Genomic DNA, 15306 nt, shown 5'->3' on the forward strand with positions numbered 1-15306 from the left:
GAATAATCTTTGGGGGATTATTCATGAAAAAAATAAAATACTTACTCTTCTTTGTGTGCTGTATTGCCTTACCCAGTTTTGCCGCAGAGTCCCTGCCAACACAGGCTCAAAATATTCAAGAAATTCGCCTCTCGCTTGACAGTGTCTGGGTGGTGCTGGGTGGCATCTTGGTATTTTTCATGCAAGCAGGTTTTGCCCTGATTGAAAGTGGTTCGGTGCGCTCTAAAAACACCATTAATGTACTCATGAAAAACTATATGGATGCGTGTTTAGGGGGCCTGGTCTTTTGGTTGATTGGCTTTGGTTTGATGTTTGGTGTCAATTCGAGTGGTTGGATAGGGACCTCGCATTTTGCACCCAATGCCATGGATGACTGGCACTGGAACCTCTTGTTCTTTCAAATGATGTTTGCTGCCACCGCCACGACGATTGCCAGTGGGGCGATGGCTGAGCGGATTCACTTTGTGGCGTATATCGTGAGTGCTGCGGTGGTCAGTGGCTTGATCTACCCGATTTTTGGTGCATGGGCTTGGGGGAGCTTATTTGATGGCGAAGGTTGGCTAAAAGCTATGGGCTTTATCGACTTTGCTGGTTCAACAGTGGTGCATTCGATCGGTGGATGGGTGGCCTTAGCTGGAATTATCGTGCTGGGACCCCGTTTAGGGCGGTTTGGGCGCAATGGACAGGTCCATTATTTGGCAGGGCATAATTTACCGTTGGTGGCGCTAGGCGGTTTTGTTCTATGGTTGGCATGGTTTGGTTTTAATACGGCCTCTACCGTGAAGGCGGATGTGAGTATTGGGCGGATTGCCTTGAATACGCATTTGGCGGCGTGTGCTTCGGCAGTTGCCTATATGGTTTATACCCTAATACGTGGTAAAGCGATTTTAATGCGCGGCACCATTAATGCCTCCTTGGGTGGACTGGTTGCAATTACGGCGGGCTGTGCAACCATGAGTCCAGTGTATGCCATTATCAGTGGTGCGGTTGCAGGTGTGCTGGTCAGTATTTTACCAGTGGTGATGGAAAAACTCCGCTTGGATGATGTGGTCGATGCGGTGACTGTACATGGTTTTTGTGGAGCATGGGGCACATTGGCTGCGGGGTTGTTTTTTGAAAACCAAATGTTTAATGCGGGGATCATTGCGGTACAAGGCTTGGGTATTTTGACAGCCTTTGCGTGGGGTTTTGGTGTGGCGTTGATCGTCTTTAAAGTCTTAGACCTCGTTCTTGGTGGTTTGCGGGTGAGTAAACAACATGAACAACATGGCTTGGACTATACCGAACATGCAGAACTGTCTTATCCCGAGTTTCAGCGTGATGTGACATTTGAAACTGATGATATGACCAAACGTCATTAATGAAAGAGGATAGCTCATGTCGACCGAAACATTAACTATTTTACAAAAACGCCAAGCGATCGAACGTGGATTGAGTCAGTACTTACAAGGAACACTTTTAGATCAAGTATTGAATCACTGGGAAGCGAAATATGGTGATCAACCCTCCTTTGTCCTGAATCGTTTTTTGAGTGAAATCTGTACCACAGAGGAATTACGTTACTTCCGAAAAGACATGCTCAAAAATGTCTTGGCCGAGATGGCCCAAGTTGAAAAACAGGTTTTGTTGAACCCATCTGCAAAAGCATCGAAAAGCGAACAAGGGGGAGCAGTGTTACTCGATGCATTGACGTTTTTTATGCAAAATATCTGTCAAGCAGTCAAAGCCGTTGATGTGCAGGAGTTTGAGCGTGAAGTGAAAATGCAGCTAGAGGCTTTATCCATTGTGATTGATAGGTATCAGGCCTTGAATGATCGAGCGGTGCTCGAAGCTTTGCCCATGACTCAATATGCGCAGGTCTTGACAGTCTGTTATGAAAATTATTGTGAATTTTATGGTCCTGCAAAAGCAGATCAACTCTATGCCCACGTGAAGCGCCAAGTGAAAGAGCGTTACCCAATGGTCGATATGCATCGCTTAATTTAAATAAAATTAGACATAAAAAAAGCGACCTTCAGGTCGCTCTTTTCATATTAGGCTACAGTTTCTTCTGGGGCTGCACGCCAAAGGCTTTCTAGGTCGTAGAAACGACGTGCTGTTGGCAACATCACGTGCACAACAACAAAGCCAAGATCAATCAAGATCCATTCTGCATCACGTTCGCCTTCGACACCGAGAGGGCGAAAACCTGCTTTACGTGCTTCTTCAGCAACGTTATCAGCAAGTGCTTTGATGTGACGCGTTGATGTACCGCTTGCAATCACAATTGCATCAGCGACGTTGCTGATTAGGCTGACATCAATCGCTAAAATATCTTTTGCTTTTACATCTTCAAGGGCTTCATGTACAACTTTTAAGCAAGCTTGTACGTCGGCAGCTTGGGTATTCATTGCGAAATCGTGAGAATTAGAAGCGCTGGGCGATGGTTCTAAATTCATAAAGGGAATTTTTCCGGACAATAACTCATCTTATAATATAGCGTTTTTAGGCGAAAATTTCAAATCCGCAACAGTTCAACTTTGAGGATGTGCAGCAAAGTATTTGGCCTTCCATGCAAAGGACTGAGTTGAAACAGTTTTTGGTCGATATTCCGCCGCAATAAAACCGTCATAACGGCTGCGTTGTAGCCATTCAAAAATATTTGCATACATAATTTGTGCAGTATCTGGTTCATGCCGCCCCGGACAGTCTGCAAATTGGATGTGACCAATAGCTTGAATATTTTCTTGTAGCCCTTGCAACACATCTTCACCCATCATGGCCATGTGATAGCAGTCGTATTGCATTTTAAGTGCAGGGTGTTGTACTGCTTCTAGCATTTCCTGTGCTTGGGCAATATTTTGCACTAAGAAGCGCGGCATATCCGTGCCGTTGATCATTTCAAAGACAGGTTGAATGTCATGTTCACCGAATATATGGCAGGCCAGTTTCAGGTTTTTGGACAAGGTATTTAAACAGGGCAGTAGGTCTGCATCTAGGGGTTGTTTGCCAGCAAGGATATTCACACTTGGCACTTTGAGTGCGCTGGCATATTGCACTGCTAACTGAAGAGCGTGATGAAACTCTAGCTCTTTGCCGGGGACACCTGCGAGTCCATTTCCACCGGTCATTAAGTCGCCTGCAGGAACATTAATGAGGCAGAGGCTTAAGTCATGAAGCATAAGCTGAGTTTGAATTTGTTCAATGCTGAGTTCATAGGGAAATTGGATTTCCACATGTTTAAAGCCAGCGGTTTGAGCCAAAGCAAAACGCTCAAGTAGCGGCACTTCGGTAAAAATCATGGATAAATTTACAGCAAGTTTGGTCATGATTTTCTCCTGATTTTATTTGGCTTTTTGTTCTACTTGTAAGATGACTGAGGCAAGATCAGCTTCAGCATAGCCTTGTTGTTGGTGTGCTTGCAATTGCTGAAGTGCTCGCGCTGCAACAGGGATGTCGAGTTGGTGCTGCGCAGCAAGCTGCAAAGCATTGTTCAAGTCTTTGGACAGGGTTTGAACTTTCCACTGTACGGGCTCAAATAGATGAGTCGCCATACGTGGACTTAAAATTTGAAAGGGTTTCGAATCGGCAAAACCGCCTGCAAGCGCAGGTGCAAGTAAGCGAGTGTCCACGCCAGCTTTGGCTGCTAAAGCAACCGCTTCTGCAATCAGCGTGCTATTGGCTGCCACAATCAGTTGATTACAAATTTTGGTGGCTTGTCCTGTTCCAGTGTTGCCCATACAGGTGACACGTTGCGACAAGATATTATAAATCAAAGACAAGTCTTGAATCGTCTGTGCATCGCCACCAGCAAAGATGACTAGCGTACCTTGTTCTGCACCGATAGTTCCCCCCGAAACAGGTGAGTCGATCCAATGCACCTGTTTTTGTTCGGCACGTGCTGCAAGACTCAGGGTTTGCTCCACCGAAAGACTGGAAAAGTCGATGATTACTTGCTTCGCCGTCAAAAACGGTTCGATTTGTTCATAAACGCTGAGTGCAGCTTTGTCGTCGGCTAAACAGGTTAGGACTATAGGATATTCAGCAATATTCTGTAGCGCTAAGTCTGTCGCCCCCAAATCAATGAGTGCATCGCAGGCACTGCGGGTACGGTTCCATACAGCGACTTCGAAACCTGCTTGAAGTAAGCGGGTGGCCATACGGCTGCCCATGAGTCCCATGCCGAGAAATGCAATTTTAGTGTGTCGATCGAAACTCATGGAACCCTCTTTGATTGTCAGTGCTTAAATACTGTTATTTATATTGGCGTGGTAGATACTGCACGTCGGGTTGTTTATCTTTCTTACGTGCGATTTGGCTATTTTTCCCTAACAGTAATTTGAGCTGCCAAATTTTTTCCAAACGTAAGGATTTTTTAGGCTCATGCTGCATAGCATCCAGCACATATTTTGAGGCCATGAGCGCATCTGGTGAGCGTTGTAACATTTCTTCTGCAATGGCTTGAGCCTTTGCAAGCGGTGATCCATCAAGATGTGTGACTAAGCCAATTTCTTTGGCATAAGTTGCATCGAAAATACGTGCCGTAAGCGTTAATTCTTTGGCAAGATCTAGTCCTATTAGACCTTTCAAAGAACGCGTCAGTCCCATATCCGGAACTAGTCCCCAACGGCTTTCCATAATCGACATTTGGGTTGCAGGGTGTGCCACACGAATATCCGCTGCTAAAGCCAATTGCATGCCAGCGCCAAAGCAAAACCCTTCAATCGCGGCAATCACAGGAACAGGCAGTTCTTGCCAAATCAGGAAGGCTTTTTGAAAGAGGCTTTGTCCAGGTTTGATCAGTTCCCACGCGGCATAGGCGCGATTCTTCGGATTGTTCAAATCGGCAAGATCAATGCCTGCACTAAAGACTTGCGCTTCACCAGTAAGGATGACACAGCGAATGCTACGGTCTTTTTTAATTTTTTCAGCAGTTTTAACCAATTCGCGCAATAGGTCGAAACTCATCGCATTACGTTTGTCTGGGCGGTTAAGTGAAACAGTGGCAATGCCATTTTTGTTTTCAATGCGAAGTAAAGCCATGATGAGAACTCTTATTTTTTGCTCGCACGGAGCATAGCATAGCTCCCGTGCGGATAAATGACACCAAGAGTCACGTCGCAACTTGTCTTTGGTGCCATGCTCTTTTGAATGTTTTATGGGCTATGTTTGATTAAAATTTGCTGTGCCGCATGTTGTACTTGTTCAATCACGACTTTGAGTTCATTGAAACGCTTTATGGTTTCTTGAACAAACTGTTCATCTGCTTTACGACGCTCTTTACGTAAGGTTGAAACAAACTGTTCAAATGTCCCTGTTGCTTCTTGTAAGTTGGGTACACCGACATAGCGTGTTGCACCATACAGACGGTGTAGCACATGTTCTAATTGTGGGAAATCTTCCATTTCAATCAACTGCTTCATTTCATGTAGCTCAGTATCAAAACTGTCCATTAACATACGCAATAAGTCGACCGCTAAGTCTTCTTTATTGGCGGCCAACTGTAAGCTTTGCTGCCAGTCGAGCACCTTCGGATCAAGTGCTTCAATCACGATGGCTTTTTCAACAGGCGAGCCTTTATTGAAGCGATCAGTGGTCCAATGGGTCAGGATTTGAATGATCTGATCAATTTGAATTGGTTTGGTGACATAGTCGTCCATGCCGACTTGCAGTAGTTTTTGTTTTTCATCGGCCAATGCATGTGCGGTGAGGGCAATGATGGGCAAACGCTTATGGTTTTCAATGGTTGACTCCAGCGCACGAATGGCACGTGTGGTGTCGACACCCGACATGACAGGCATTTGAATATCCATAAACACCAAATCAAAAGCTTTGCTGTCGTGTTCAGCGCGCTCTTGTAAAATCTCTAAGGCTTGTTGACCGCTTAAAGCTTTTGTTGTCGTGACATTCAACTCGCCTAGTAGGGCTTCAAGGACAATCAGGTTAGGGAGATGGTCATCCACCGCTAAAATATGTAAGCCTTGACCATTGAAGGACTCCATTTCGTCTTCTTCAAATAGTGGTTGATTGCTGAGCAATTGAATCAAAGCACTCCGACTGAGCGGTTGGTATAGTGGTCGTGCGCGATATTCATTCAGCGTGGTCAAATCGAGTGACATCTGGTAACCATAAACCGCAAGGTTACCGCTATAACGCTGACGAATTTCTTTTAATAAGGCTTCGGTATCACCACTGTGATCAACAATTAACCATGTATTTTCCACATCTTGAGGCAGTCTGTTGAGGTGGCTGAACAAGTCTAAAATTGAACTCGATTCGATGTGTTCCACAGCATAGTCTTCAAGATAATGACGCAGAATATTGGCCGTTGCAGGATGTGCCAAATACGAGACCACTTGCATATCGCTAAACTGAGGATGCTCAACGTACTCATCTTCTTCATTGACCATAAACATGGCTGTAAACCAGAAGGTGGAACCTTTTTCGGTGGGCGCGCGTTCTTGGTTGTCCTCAAATCCAATTTGCCCCTGCATCAAATGCACCAGCTGTTTGGAAATCGCTAAGCCCAGACCTGTACCGCCAAATTGACGTGTGACTGAAGCATCGCCTTGCGAGAAAGACTCAAACAGTTTTTTACGGTCGGTTCCACTGAGTCCGATGCCGCTGTCTTGTACACTAAAGTGCAATAGGCACTGTCCAATATCATCTTGTTCCATTCTTGCGCGGACGATGATCTCGCCATCAGGAGTAAACTTAATGGCATTGGAAATTAGGTTGGTTAAAATTTGTTTGAAGCGTAGGGCATCTCCAACCACATGCTTTGGCACATTGTCGGCATAGTAAAAGGCCATATCGATATGCTTTTGTGCAGCAAGAGGAGACAGCATATCCATAACATCAAAAATTGCTTCTTCTAGATCAAAAGTTGCAGTATCGAGTTCTAGTTTACCTGCATCAATTTTTGAAAAATCTAAAACATCATTAATCAGTGCCAGTAAGTGTGCAGATGATTTTCGGATGGTTTGTAAATAAAGATTTTGATCATTGTTAAGGTTGTCTTGACGCAGTAAGAGGTGAATAAAACCATCAATACTGTTCAGTGGCGTGCGCAGTTCATGGCTGATATTGGCCAAGAATACAGACTTGGATTGACTGGCTGAAATGGCTTGGTCACGCGCTTGACGATAGGTAATGTTTTGCACTTCTAAAGTGTCAAGGGTTCGACGTAAATCGTCTTCTGTCTGCTCAGTGTGTTCTTTCAATTCTAAAAAACTAAAATGCAGGCGTTTCACCACATTGGCAATATCGCGCTGTAGTAAGCGTAATTCACCGGTACTGTTAATCAGCATGTGCTGATCGAGGGTGTCGGCATTTAAACGTTGCAGCTGCATGCGAATTTCATACATCGGCGCAATCCAGCGACGCGAGTAGAAATTTAAACAGAGTAAAAGCAATAAGAGTGTCAACAGACCTGTCGCAATCAACACAATCAACACGCGATAACGGGCAATTTGTAAGGGTTGGTTATCTAATTCAACCACCAACTGTGCAGGCGTGCCTGTAAATTGGTTGATGGGTAAACCATATACCGTATTGCCTTTAAAATTCATCGGGCCAAAAAAATCAGTATTTTTTTTCAGCGCAGGCCACGGCGCTTGGTCTTGGTAGCCAATGCTGAGTTTGTTATTGCCTTTTTCATCAATAATTGCGGCACGAATCAGATGTTTTTCATCTAACATCTTTTGCATCAAATAACGTGCATTTTCATACTGCCAAGGGGAGGCATTCACCAAATTGATCGCCGCTTCCGCATCTAGCTGATAGCGCGTTAAAATTGCAATCGCCATTTGTCGCTGCTGGGCTTTGGCGGCATTTGAAGTTTCGGTAATAACCAGTAATGCACCTACACAAGCCAAGATCATAATCGGCACGAAAATAAGTGCAATGAGCTGTCCATAAGCATGGTTTAAGTGCAGACGATTAAATAACTTTTTATTGATATTTGACATGGTGCAAGTGATTTATTCCCTATGCTTTGAAGTGTAGCACGCTTTATAAAAAATCGATGGTGCTTTAATCACTTTCACGAAAAAGCATGCTAAATGGGTGCAGGGACTAGCATTTTTCCATACAATAGGCGCACCTCGATCAAGGTAAAAAGAATGAGTACTATATCCACTGATTTTCAAGCAGACGAATTTTTGTTAGATCACTATGTTGGAAAAACTCCACTGGTGCGTTTACAGCGTCTGGCAAGTCACACTCAAGCAACAGTATTGGCAAAGTTAGAAGGTAACAACCCAGCAGGTTCTGTCAAAGACCGTCCCGCGTATAACATGATTATGCAAGCGGAAAAGCGAGGGCAAATCCAGCCGGGCGATACCTTGATTGAGGCGACCAGTGGAAATACTGGCATTGCATTGGCGATGGTTGCTGCGATGCGTGGCTATCAGATGAAACTGATTATGCCCAACAACATGAGCCAAGAACGTAAAGATGCCATGCGTGCTTATGGCGCGCAACTGATTGAAGTGACCAAAGAACAGGGCATGGAAGGTGCACGTGATTTGGCTTTGCAAATGCAAGAAGAAGGCAAAGGGCATGTACTCAACCAGTTTGGTAATCCTGATAATGTTGAAGCACATTATTTAACGACTGGGCCTGAACTTTGGCAGCAAACGGGTGGCAAAATCACTCACTTTGTGAGCTCAATGGGCACTACAGGCACCATTATGGGAGTTTCTAAATATCTTAAAGAGATGAACCCCGATATTCAAATTATTGGTTTACAGCCATCAGATGGTTCAAGTATTGCTGGGATTCGCCGTTGGCCTGAAGAATATTTACCAACCATTTTTGACCGCAGTCGGATTGATCAGATTATTGATATTCCGCAAATTGAAGCGGAAAAAACCATGCGTAAATTGGCGCAAAAAGAAGGGATTAGCGCAGGAACTTCTTCAGGTGGTGCGGTGTGGGCATCAATTAAAATTGCTGAAGAAAATCCAGATGCTGTCATTGCGTGCATTATTTGTGACCGTAGTGACCGTTATTTATCGACGGGTCTTTTCTCTGTGGTCGATCCTGAATAAAACAATAAAAGAGAGTCCTGCTATGCGTTTACCTGTTCTCACCTTTGATATTGAAACAATGACTGATTTGAGATCGGGGGCGCATTTATATGGTTTAGATTTGCCTGAAGCAGATTTGGAGGCGGCCCTGACCAAATTGCGTCGTCAAGAGTCAGGCATGGATTTTCAGCGTTTGGCATTGCATGAAATTGTGTGTATTTCAGGCTTGTGGCTGGATGACCAAGGCCAGATGAAACTCTTTTCTTTTAGCCGCGAACACTATTCTGAAGCAGAAATTCTCAGTAAGTTTTTATCTATATTTGATAAGCGTTTACCGACTTTAGTGAGTTGGAATGGTGCTCAGTTTGACTTACCTGTAATCATGCTTCGCGCTATGTATCATGGTTTAACTGCACCTGCTTTGTTCGATCAGGGCGAAATTGACACACAAAAGCGCTATAATAACTATCAGAACCGTTATCATCAGCGTCACATCGATCTGATGGATGTGATGGCAATGTTTAATGGACGTCATTTCCAAAAGCTGGATGATGTTGCTCATTTATTGGGGTATCCCGGTAAACGAGGCGATGGGGCTTATCATGTACCTGAATATGTTCGGGCTCAGGAATGGCTCAAACTCACCAGTTATTGTGAAGGTGATGTGCTAAATACATGGTTGGTGTATTTGCGTTGGCTCTTGCTCAAAGGGCAATTGCTCGCTCAAGACCACCGTCATTTTATCGATCAAACCATCCAGTTTTTACAGGCTCAACCGCAGCATCAAGACTTTTTGTCGGTGTGGCGTGAGACCTCACAGCAGACGGCCTTTACCGCTGCCGATTTTTCCCCTTCCCATCTTTAGGTACACATGAAACATAGAGCCAAACCTCGTCCAACTCAAAAACCCAGTTATATTTTTCAGGTTGAGTCACTTTCGCATGAAGGACGCGGCATTGCGCACTATGGTTCGCATCCAGACCATCCTGCAGAGAAGCAGGGTAAAAAAGTCTTTATTAGCTATGCATTGCCGGGTGAAACGGTCAAAGCGCAGATTACCCATGCGGTAAAGCGTTTAGAGGAAGCCGATGCTGTTCAACTCCTCAGTGAAGCCTCTGCTTTTCGGGTTGAGCCGAAGTGTCCGCATTTTAAAAGCTGTGGTGGCTGTAATATGCAGCATATTCATCCCGATGAGCAAATTCGTTTAAAGCAAGATGTGCTTAAATCGCATTTGCAGCATTTTGCGGGGATTCAACCTGAACAATGGTTGCCGCCTTTGCGCTCTTTACGTGAAGACTACCGTCGTAAAGCACGCATTGGGGTGCGTTATTTGCCACATAAAGACCAATTGGTCGTGGGTTTCCGAGAGCGTCAAACCAATAAACTGACTTCAATTGATCGTTGTATGGTGTTAGATCAAGCGTTTGGTTCAATCACACGCTTGAAGCAGTTACTCCAAAGTCTAACAGCCAAAGCGGCCATTGGTCATATAGAATTGGCCATGGGGGATTGTGACATCGCCCTCACGGTGCGACATACTGAAAAATTAAACACAGAGGATGTCAACCGATTAAAACAATTTGCGTTAGACAGAGGGTGGCAGTTGTATTTACAAGCTGCAGGCCCAGACAGTCTAAAGCGTATGGATGATGAACATGCAGAGATGCGTTTACATTATCGTTTAAATGATTTTGATGTGGCATTTGGATTTAACCCACACGACTTTACTCAAGTAAACTCAACCATTAACTCGCAAATGGTGAAATTGGCATGTGACTTGCTAGATTTAAAACAAGGAGAACGTGTTCTCGATTTGTTCTGTGGTCTAGGAAATTTCTCTTTGCCTTTGGCTCGATGCGTGGGTGAAACAGGACAAGTGGTTGGTGTTGAAGGCAGTGAAGAAATGGTTCAACGTGGTGCAGAAAATGCGGAACGTAATGCTCTTGACCAGTTGAAGTTCTTTTCACAAGATTTAACAAAAGATTTCTCGCATCATTCTTGGGCAAATCAAGGATTTGATGCATTATTGATAGATCCTCCACGTGCAGGTGCAGAGGAAATAATGCATTATATGCCTAACTTTGGTGCAAAAAGAATCGTTTACGTGTCGTGTAATCCAGCGACACTCGCAAGGGATGCGGGGCTGTTGGTACAGCAGGGTTATCGATTAGTCAAAGCCGGTGTGATGGACATGTTTACCCACACAGGTCATGTTGAGTCGATAGCATTGTTTGAAAAAGATAATGAGATAAACGATTAAAGAATATGAAGCGTAAAAGTGTAGGAGAAGGGTATGGTCACAGTACGTGAGCAACTACCTGGGCGACTCAATGAGTTGTCTCAGGAGGCGACTGTAGAGCATGCCGAACAAGCTCAACATGATTTGGCTGAATGGTTAGATCGTGTTCGAAGCATATTAGATGATGCGAAGCTTGAGCAACTCGAAGAAGTTGCCAATTTGACTTTACAAAAAGAGTTAGAAACCACGGTTAATCATCGTTCCAATACCTTTTATACCGGTATTGAAATGGCGGATATTCTGGCCCATTTACATGTCGATGAAGACACCTTGGCTGCTGCGATGCTCTATCGTGGTGTACGCGAAGGCGTGATTCCATTGGCGGAAGTACAAGAGCATTTTGGCGAACAAGTGCATGCACTGGTCAAAGGCACTTTGGCTATGGGTAAGTTGTCTGACCTCATTGAGCAGAATAAACGCCTCGAAGATCACTTTAATAACAATCAGCGCGAGCACTTAAACGGCATTTATAAAATGTTGATTTCGGTGACGGAAGACGTGCGCGTTGTATTGATCAAATTGGCTGAGCGAACTTATGCACTGCGTGAATTGGCGACTTCATCTAAAGAACGTCAAGAGCGTGTAGCACGAGAAATCTTAACCATTTACTCACCTCTGGCACACCGTTTAGGGATTGCGCAGTTAAAGTGGGAACTGGAAGATTTAGCCTTTCGCTATTTAGCACCCGATCGCTATAAAGAAATTGCGACGCTGCTGAATGAAAAGCGACTGGAGCGTGAGCAATATATTCAGTTTGTGATTGATACATTGCGTGCATCTTTGAACGAGCATGGCATTGAAGCTGAAATTAGCGGCAGGGTAAAACACATTTATTCGATTTATCGAAAAATGAAAAGTAAGAACCTGAGCTTCGATCAGCTGTATGACATTCGTGCCGTTCGAGTCTTGGTTAAAACCGTACCTGAGTGCTATCACTCGTTGGGGATTGTGCATCAAATTTGGCGGCATATTCCGCATCAGTTTGATGACTATATTACCAATCCGAAAGCCAATGGTTACCGCTCACTGCATACGGCTGTGATTGCGGAAAACAAGTCACTTGAAGTTCAGATTCGTACCAAGAGCATGCATGAAGAAGCAGAGCTCGGGGTGTGTTCGCACTTTAACTATAAAGAAGGCGGTAAGAATACCGATCGCTCTTTTAACCATCGTTTACATTCATTGCGTGCAGTACTTGAACACTATCAAGAGCGCAATGATGCGAATGTACATAAGTCGGATGAGGACTCTGAAAATTTTGAGCAAATTCAAGATTTTGAAGACTTTGAAAAGATTTATGTATTTAGCCGTGATGGCGATATTAAAGAGCTCCCACGTGGTTCGACCGTACTCGACTTTGCTTATCATGTGCATACTCAAGTTGGTAACAAGTGTTATGCCGCGCGGGTGAATCAGCGTTATGTTCCGCTGACTTATACCTTAAAAACGGGTGAGCAAGTTGAGATTTTAACCAAGAAAGACCGTGAGCCAAACCGTGATTGGTTGGTGAACTCTTTAGGTTATATCAAGACGGCACGTGCGCGTGACAAGCTGCGCCATTGGTTTAGACAACAAGACCGCAGCAAAAACTTGGAAGTGGGCCGTGACCTGCTCAACAAAGAGCTTTCACGTTTAGCAATCCATCCAAAAAGTATTGATTTGAATGATTACTGCAATCATTTTAATGTCAAAGCAGGTGAAGATATTCTGATTGCACTGGTCAATGGTGACATTAGTCTGCATGCCTTGATCAATCAGGTGAACCGCCATATGCATTTGGATCAGGACGAACCTGAACTGGTGCTGAAGCCAACTTTGAATCCACGTGCTAGTCATACCTTGTCAGCGCATGGCATTCTGATTGATGGTTTAGATAACGTTGAGCTGCATGTGGCGCAGTGTTGTCAGCCTGTGCATGGTGAGTCAATTGCGGGTTATATCACCTTGAACCGTGGGGTGAGTATTCACAAAGTGGCGTGTCCTGACTACTTACGCATGATTCAAAATGAACCGGAGCGTGCAGTAGAAGCCGATTGGGAAATGCAGCCAACGCGTGGTCAGAGTGTACAAATTGTGGTGGAAGCTTATGATCGCCGTGGTTTGCTTAAAGATTTGACCCAAGTGATTTTCTCCGATCAAATCAATATTCGTCAGGTCAACACCATCTCTGAAGCAGACGGTATTGCCAATATGAAATTGTTGATTGAAGTTAAAGGTTTATCACAATTATCAAAACTGTTGGCGCGGTTAGAGCAACAACCAGGCATTATTAGTGCGCGTCGTTTGGTGCAAGGTAACTAAGCGAATTGAAAAGAAAGAGCCTGCAATTGCAGGCTCTTTTTATTTGGAAAGGTACAAATTGGTCAGGCGATTGAGAAATTGAGGACTGATTTTACTCAGTTGAAATAAAAGCTTGGCTTTGGCACCCAAGGCTTGATGGGTTGCAGTGAGTGCCGTATCTTTTGCAACAGCACGTTGAAAAACGTGGTGCGCTACATCTTCTGCAGTTAAGTGTACTCCCATGTTTTGAATACTCTTCGCTTGCATATCTTGCACCATGGCAGTTTGTACAAATAACGGCATGACATCTAATACGCGAATGCCATATTTTTGCCATTCGGTATCTAAGCCTTCGGTGATGCCGCGTACCGCAAACTTACTGGCCGAGTACGAGACTAAATCGGCTTGACCATAGATGGCTGAAGCTGAAGAAAGATTGATGATGCGGGAAAAATTCGCTTGTTTGAGGTAGGGCAATGCAGCATGACAGCCATTCAGTACACCATTGACATTGATCGAGATAGTTTTGTGATGTGCGCTGATCTCTGTTCGTTCAAAAGGCCCTGAGAATAGAATTCCTGCATTATTGACCAAGATATTGAGCTCGCCCGCCCATGCGACAAACTCGGCTAAAGCCGTTTGCCAGTCTTGATAGTTGGAAACATCGAGTTGTCCTGCTTTGGCATTTGGGCCGAGGCTAGCTGCCAACTGTTGGGCTTGAGCGCTATTGATGTCGTAAATTCCCACTTTATAATGATGTGCATAAAATAAACGGGCGATGGCCGCACCAATACCTTGGGCTGCACCGCTAATCAAAATACTGCGCATTGAAATGGCTCCTTGTTGCTTTTTTTCTTGATGTTATTGTTGTGATTGGATTGAGCATAACAAATGAATGCCGTCATAATGTAATTTTATCAATATGATTTTTGAAGAGAGATAAACATGGAACAATTGCTGAACGTGATGCGTGAATTACGTGAAAAATGTCCATGGGATCAACAACAAACCCCAGAAAGCTTAACCCGCTATGCCATTGAAGAGGCTTATGAAGTTGAAGCCGCTGTGCGTTCAGGTAAAGCTGATGAGGTGCGCGATGAGTTGGGTGATTTACTGCTACAGGTGGTGTTCCAGTCACAGATGTATGCCGAGCAAGGGGCTTTTAATTTTCAAGATGTGGTCCATGCCATCACAGAAAAACTGGTTCGTCGTCATCCCCATGTTTTTCAAGCACAGCAGTTTTCAGCTTTGTCTGCCGAAGATGTGGGCGAGCTTTGGAAGCAAATTAAACAACAGGAAAAACAAGGTAAGGCACAGTCACGATTAGACAGCATCAAACATGGTCCAGCCTTACAACAAGCGGAACAGATTCAAAAAAATGCAGCACAAATCGGTTTTGACTTTCCTGATGTAGCCGGTGCTTATACCAAGCTTGAAGAAGAATTAGCTGAACTGAAAGATGCGGTTCAACAGCAAAATTCCGATGAAATAGCAGATGAATTTGGCGATTGTTTATTTTCAATGATCAATGTTGGACGTAAACTGGGCGTCTCAAGCGAAATGTCGCTTTTGAGTACGATTCATAAATTTCGTACTCGTTTTGCTTTCATTGAAGATCAAGCTTTGCAACAACAAAAAAAGATTGAGCAGATGTCCTTAGAAGAAATGGATCAACTGTGGGAGCAAGCCAAATTACAACTGAAATAATAAAAATGG

At 44.2% G+C, this 15306-nt stretch carries 13 protein-coding genes; 7 read left to right on the forward strand and 6 right to left on the reverse strand.

Annotation, left to right across the window (positions count from 1 at the left end; translation table 11 throughout):
- The first annotated feature begins 23 nt into the window (after positions 1–23).
- Together GVX98_RS02580 and GVX98_RS02585 are read left to right on the forward strand one after the other, a co-directional pair.
- On the forward strand, positions 24–1361 hold the full coding sequence (locus GVX98_RS02580) for an ammonium transporter (protein WP_159127181.1): 1338 nt from the start codon (positions 24–26) through the stop codon (positions 1359–1361).
- A 16-nt stretch (positions 1362–1377) separates the two neighbouring features.
- Positions 1378–1986 (forward strand): hypothetical protein, encoded by a 609-nt coding sequence (locus tag GVX98_RS02585; RefSeq protein WP_159127182.1) that lies wholly within the window; start codon positions 1378–1380, stop codon positions 1984–1986.
- Positions 1987–2033: 47 nt separating this feature from the next.
- Here the strand turns inward: GVX98_RS02585 and rsfS are convergent, their stop codons facing one another.
- From rsfS to GVX98_RS02610, 5 genes are all read right to left on the reverse strand, one after another.
- Positions 2034–2438 carry a ribosome silencing factor gene (gene rsfS / locus GVX98_RS02590; RefSeq protein ID WP_004692321.1) on the reverse strand — a complete coding sequence of 135 codons (405 nt, stop codon included), beginning with the start codon at positions 2436–2438 and terminating at the stop codon, positions 2034–2036.
- Positions 2439–2513: 75 nt separating this feature from the next.
- On the reverse strand, positions 2514–3308 hold the full coding sequence (locus GVX98_RS02595) for a hydroxypyruvate isomerase family protein (protein WP_159127183.1): 795 nt from the start codon (positions 3306–3308) through the stop codon (positions 2514–2516).
- Positions 3309–3323: 15 nt separating this feature from the next.
- Positions 3324–4199 (reverse strand): NAD(P)-dependent oxidoreductase, encoded by an 876-nt coding sequence (locus tag GVX98_RS02600; RefSeq protein WP_159127184.1) that lies wholly within the window; start codon positions 4197–4199, stop codon positions 3324–3326.
- Between the two features lie 34 nt (positions 4200–4233).
- Positions 4234–5022, reverse strand: coding sequence for a crotonase/enoyl-CoA hydratase family protein (locus tag GVX98_RS02605; RefSeq protein WP_159127185.1), 789 nt, complete (start codon positions 5020–5022; stop codon positions 4234–4236).
- A 113-nt stretch (positions 5023–5135) separates the two neighbouring features.
- On the reverse strand, positions 5136–7949 hold the full coding sequence (locus GVX98_RS02610) for an ATP-binding protein (RefSeq protein WP_159127186.1): 2814 nt from the start codon (positions 7947–7949) through the stop codon (positions 5136–5138).
- 153 nt (positions 7950–8102) lie between these two features.
- Here GVX98_RS02610 and cysM point away from each other — a divergent pair, with 153 nt between their 5' ends.
- The 4 genes from cysM to GVX98_RS02630 are packed head-to-tail and all read left to right on the forward strand — an operon-like array spanning position 8103 to position 13611.
- Entirely contained in the window at positions 8103–9032 is a 930-nt protein-coding gene (gene cysM, locus GVX98_RS02615) for a cysteine synthase CysM (RefSeq protein WP_159127187.1), read from the forward strand.
- A gap of 22 nt (positions 9033–9054) precedes the next feature.
- A complete protein-coding gene (locus GVX98_RS02620; protein WP_159127188.1) occupies positions 9055–9876 on the forward strand; it encodes a 3'-5' exonuclease in 822 nt (273 codons plus the stop codon).
- A gap of 6 nt (positions 9877–9882) precedes the next feature.
- Positions 9883–11271: a 23S rRNA (uracil(1939)-C(5))-methyltransferase RlmD gene (gene rlmD / locus GVX98_RS02625; RefSeq protein WP_159127189.1), complete on the forward strand. Its 1389-nt coding sequence runs from the start codon at positions 9883–9885 to the stop codon at positions 11269–11271.
- Positions 11272–11304: 33 nt separating this feature from the next.
- The gene (locus GVX98_RS02630; protein WP_004979149.1) at positions 11305–13611 is read left to right on the forward strand and encodes a bifunctional (p)ppGpp synthetase/guanosine-3',5'-bis(diphosphate) 3'-pyrophosphohydrolase; all 2307 of its coding nucleotides are present in this window, start codon (positions 11305–11307) and stop codon (positions 13609–13611) included.
- A 39-nt stretch (positions 13612–13650) separates the two neighbouring features.
- On the opposite strand, the gene GVX98_RS02635 is transcribed toward GVX98_RS02630, so the two are convergent.
- Positions 13651–14418: an SDR family oxidoreductase gene (locus GVX98_RS02635; protein ID WP_004692309.1), complete on the reverse strand. Its 768-nt coding sequence runs from the start codon at positions 14416–14418 to the stop codon at positions 13651–13653.
- Positions 14419–14535: 117 nt separating this feature from the next.
- On the opposite strand from GVX98_RS02635, the gene mazG reads away from it, so the two are divergent.
- Positions 14536–15297 (forward strand): nucleoside triphosphate pyrophosphohydrolase, encoded by a 762-nt coding sequence (gene mazG / locus GVX98_RS02640; RefSeq protein WP_004979152.1) that lies wholly within the window; start codon positions 14536–14538, stop codon positions 15295–15297.
- Positions 15298–15306 lie beyond the last annotated feature (9 nt).

The organism is Acinetobacter sp. 8I-beige (genome assembly GCF_902505955.1).
GTDB lineage: Bacteria > Pseudomonadota > Gammaproteobacteria > Pseudomonadales > Moraxellaceae > Acinetobacter > Acinetobacter johnsonii.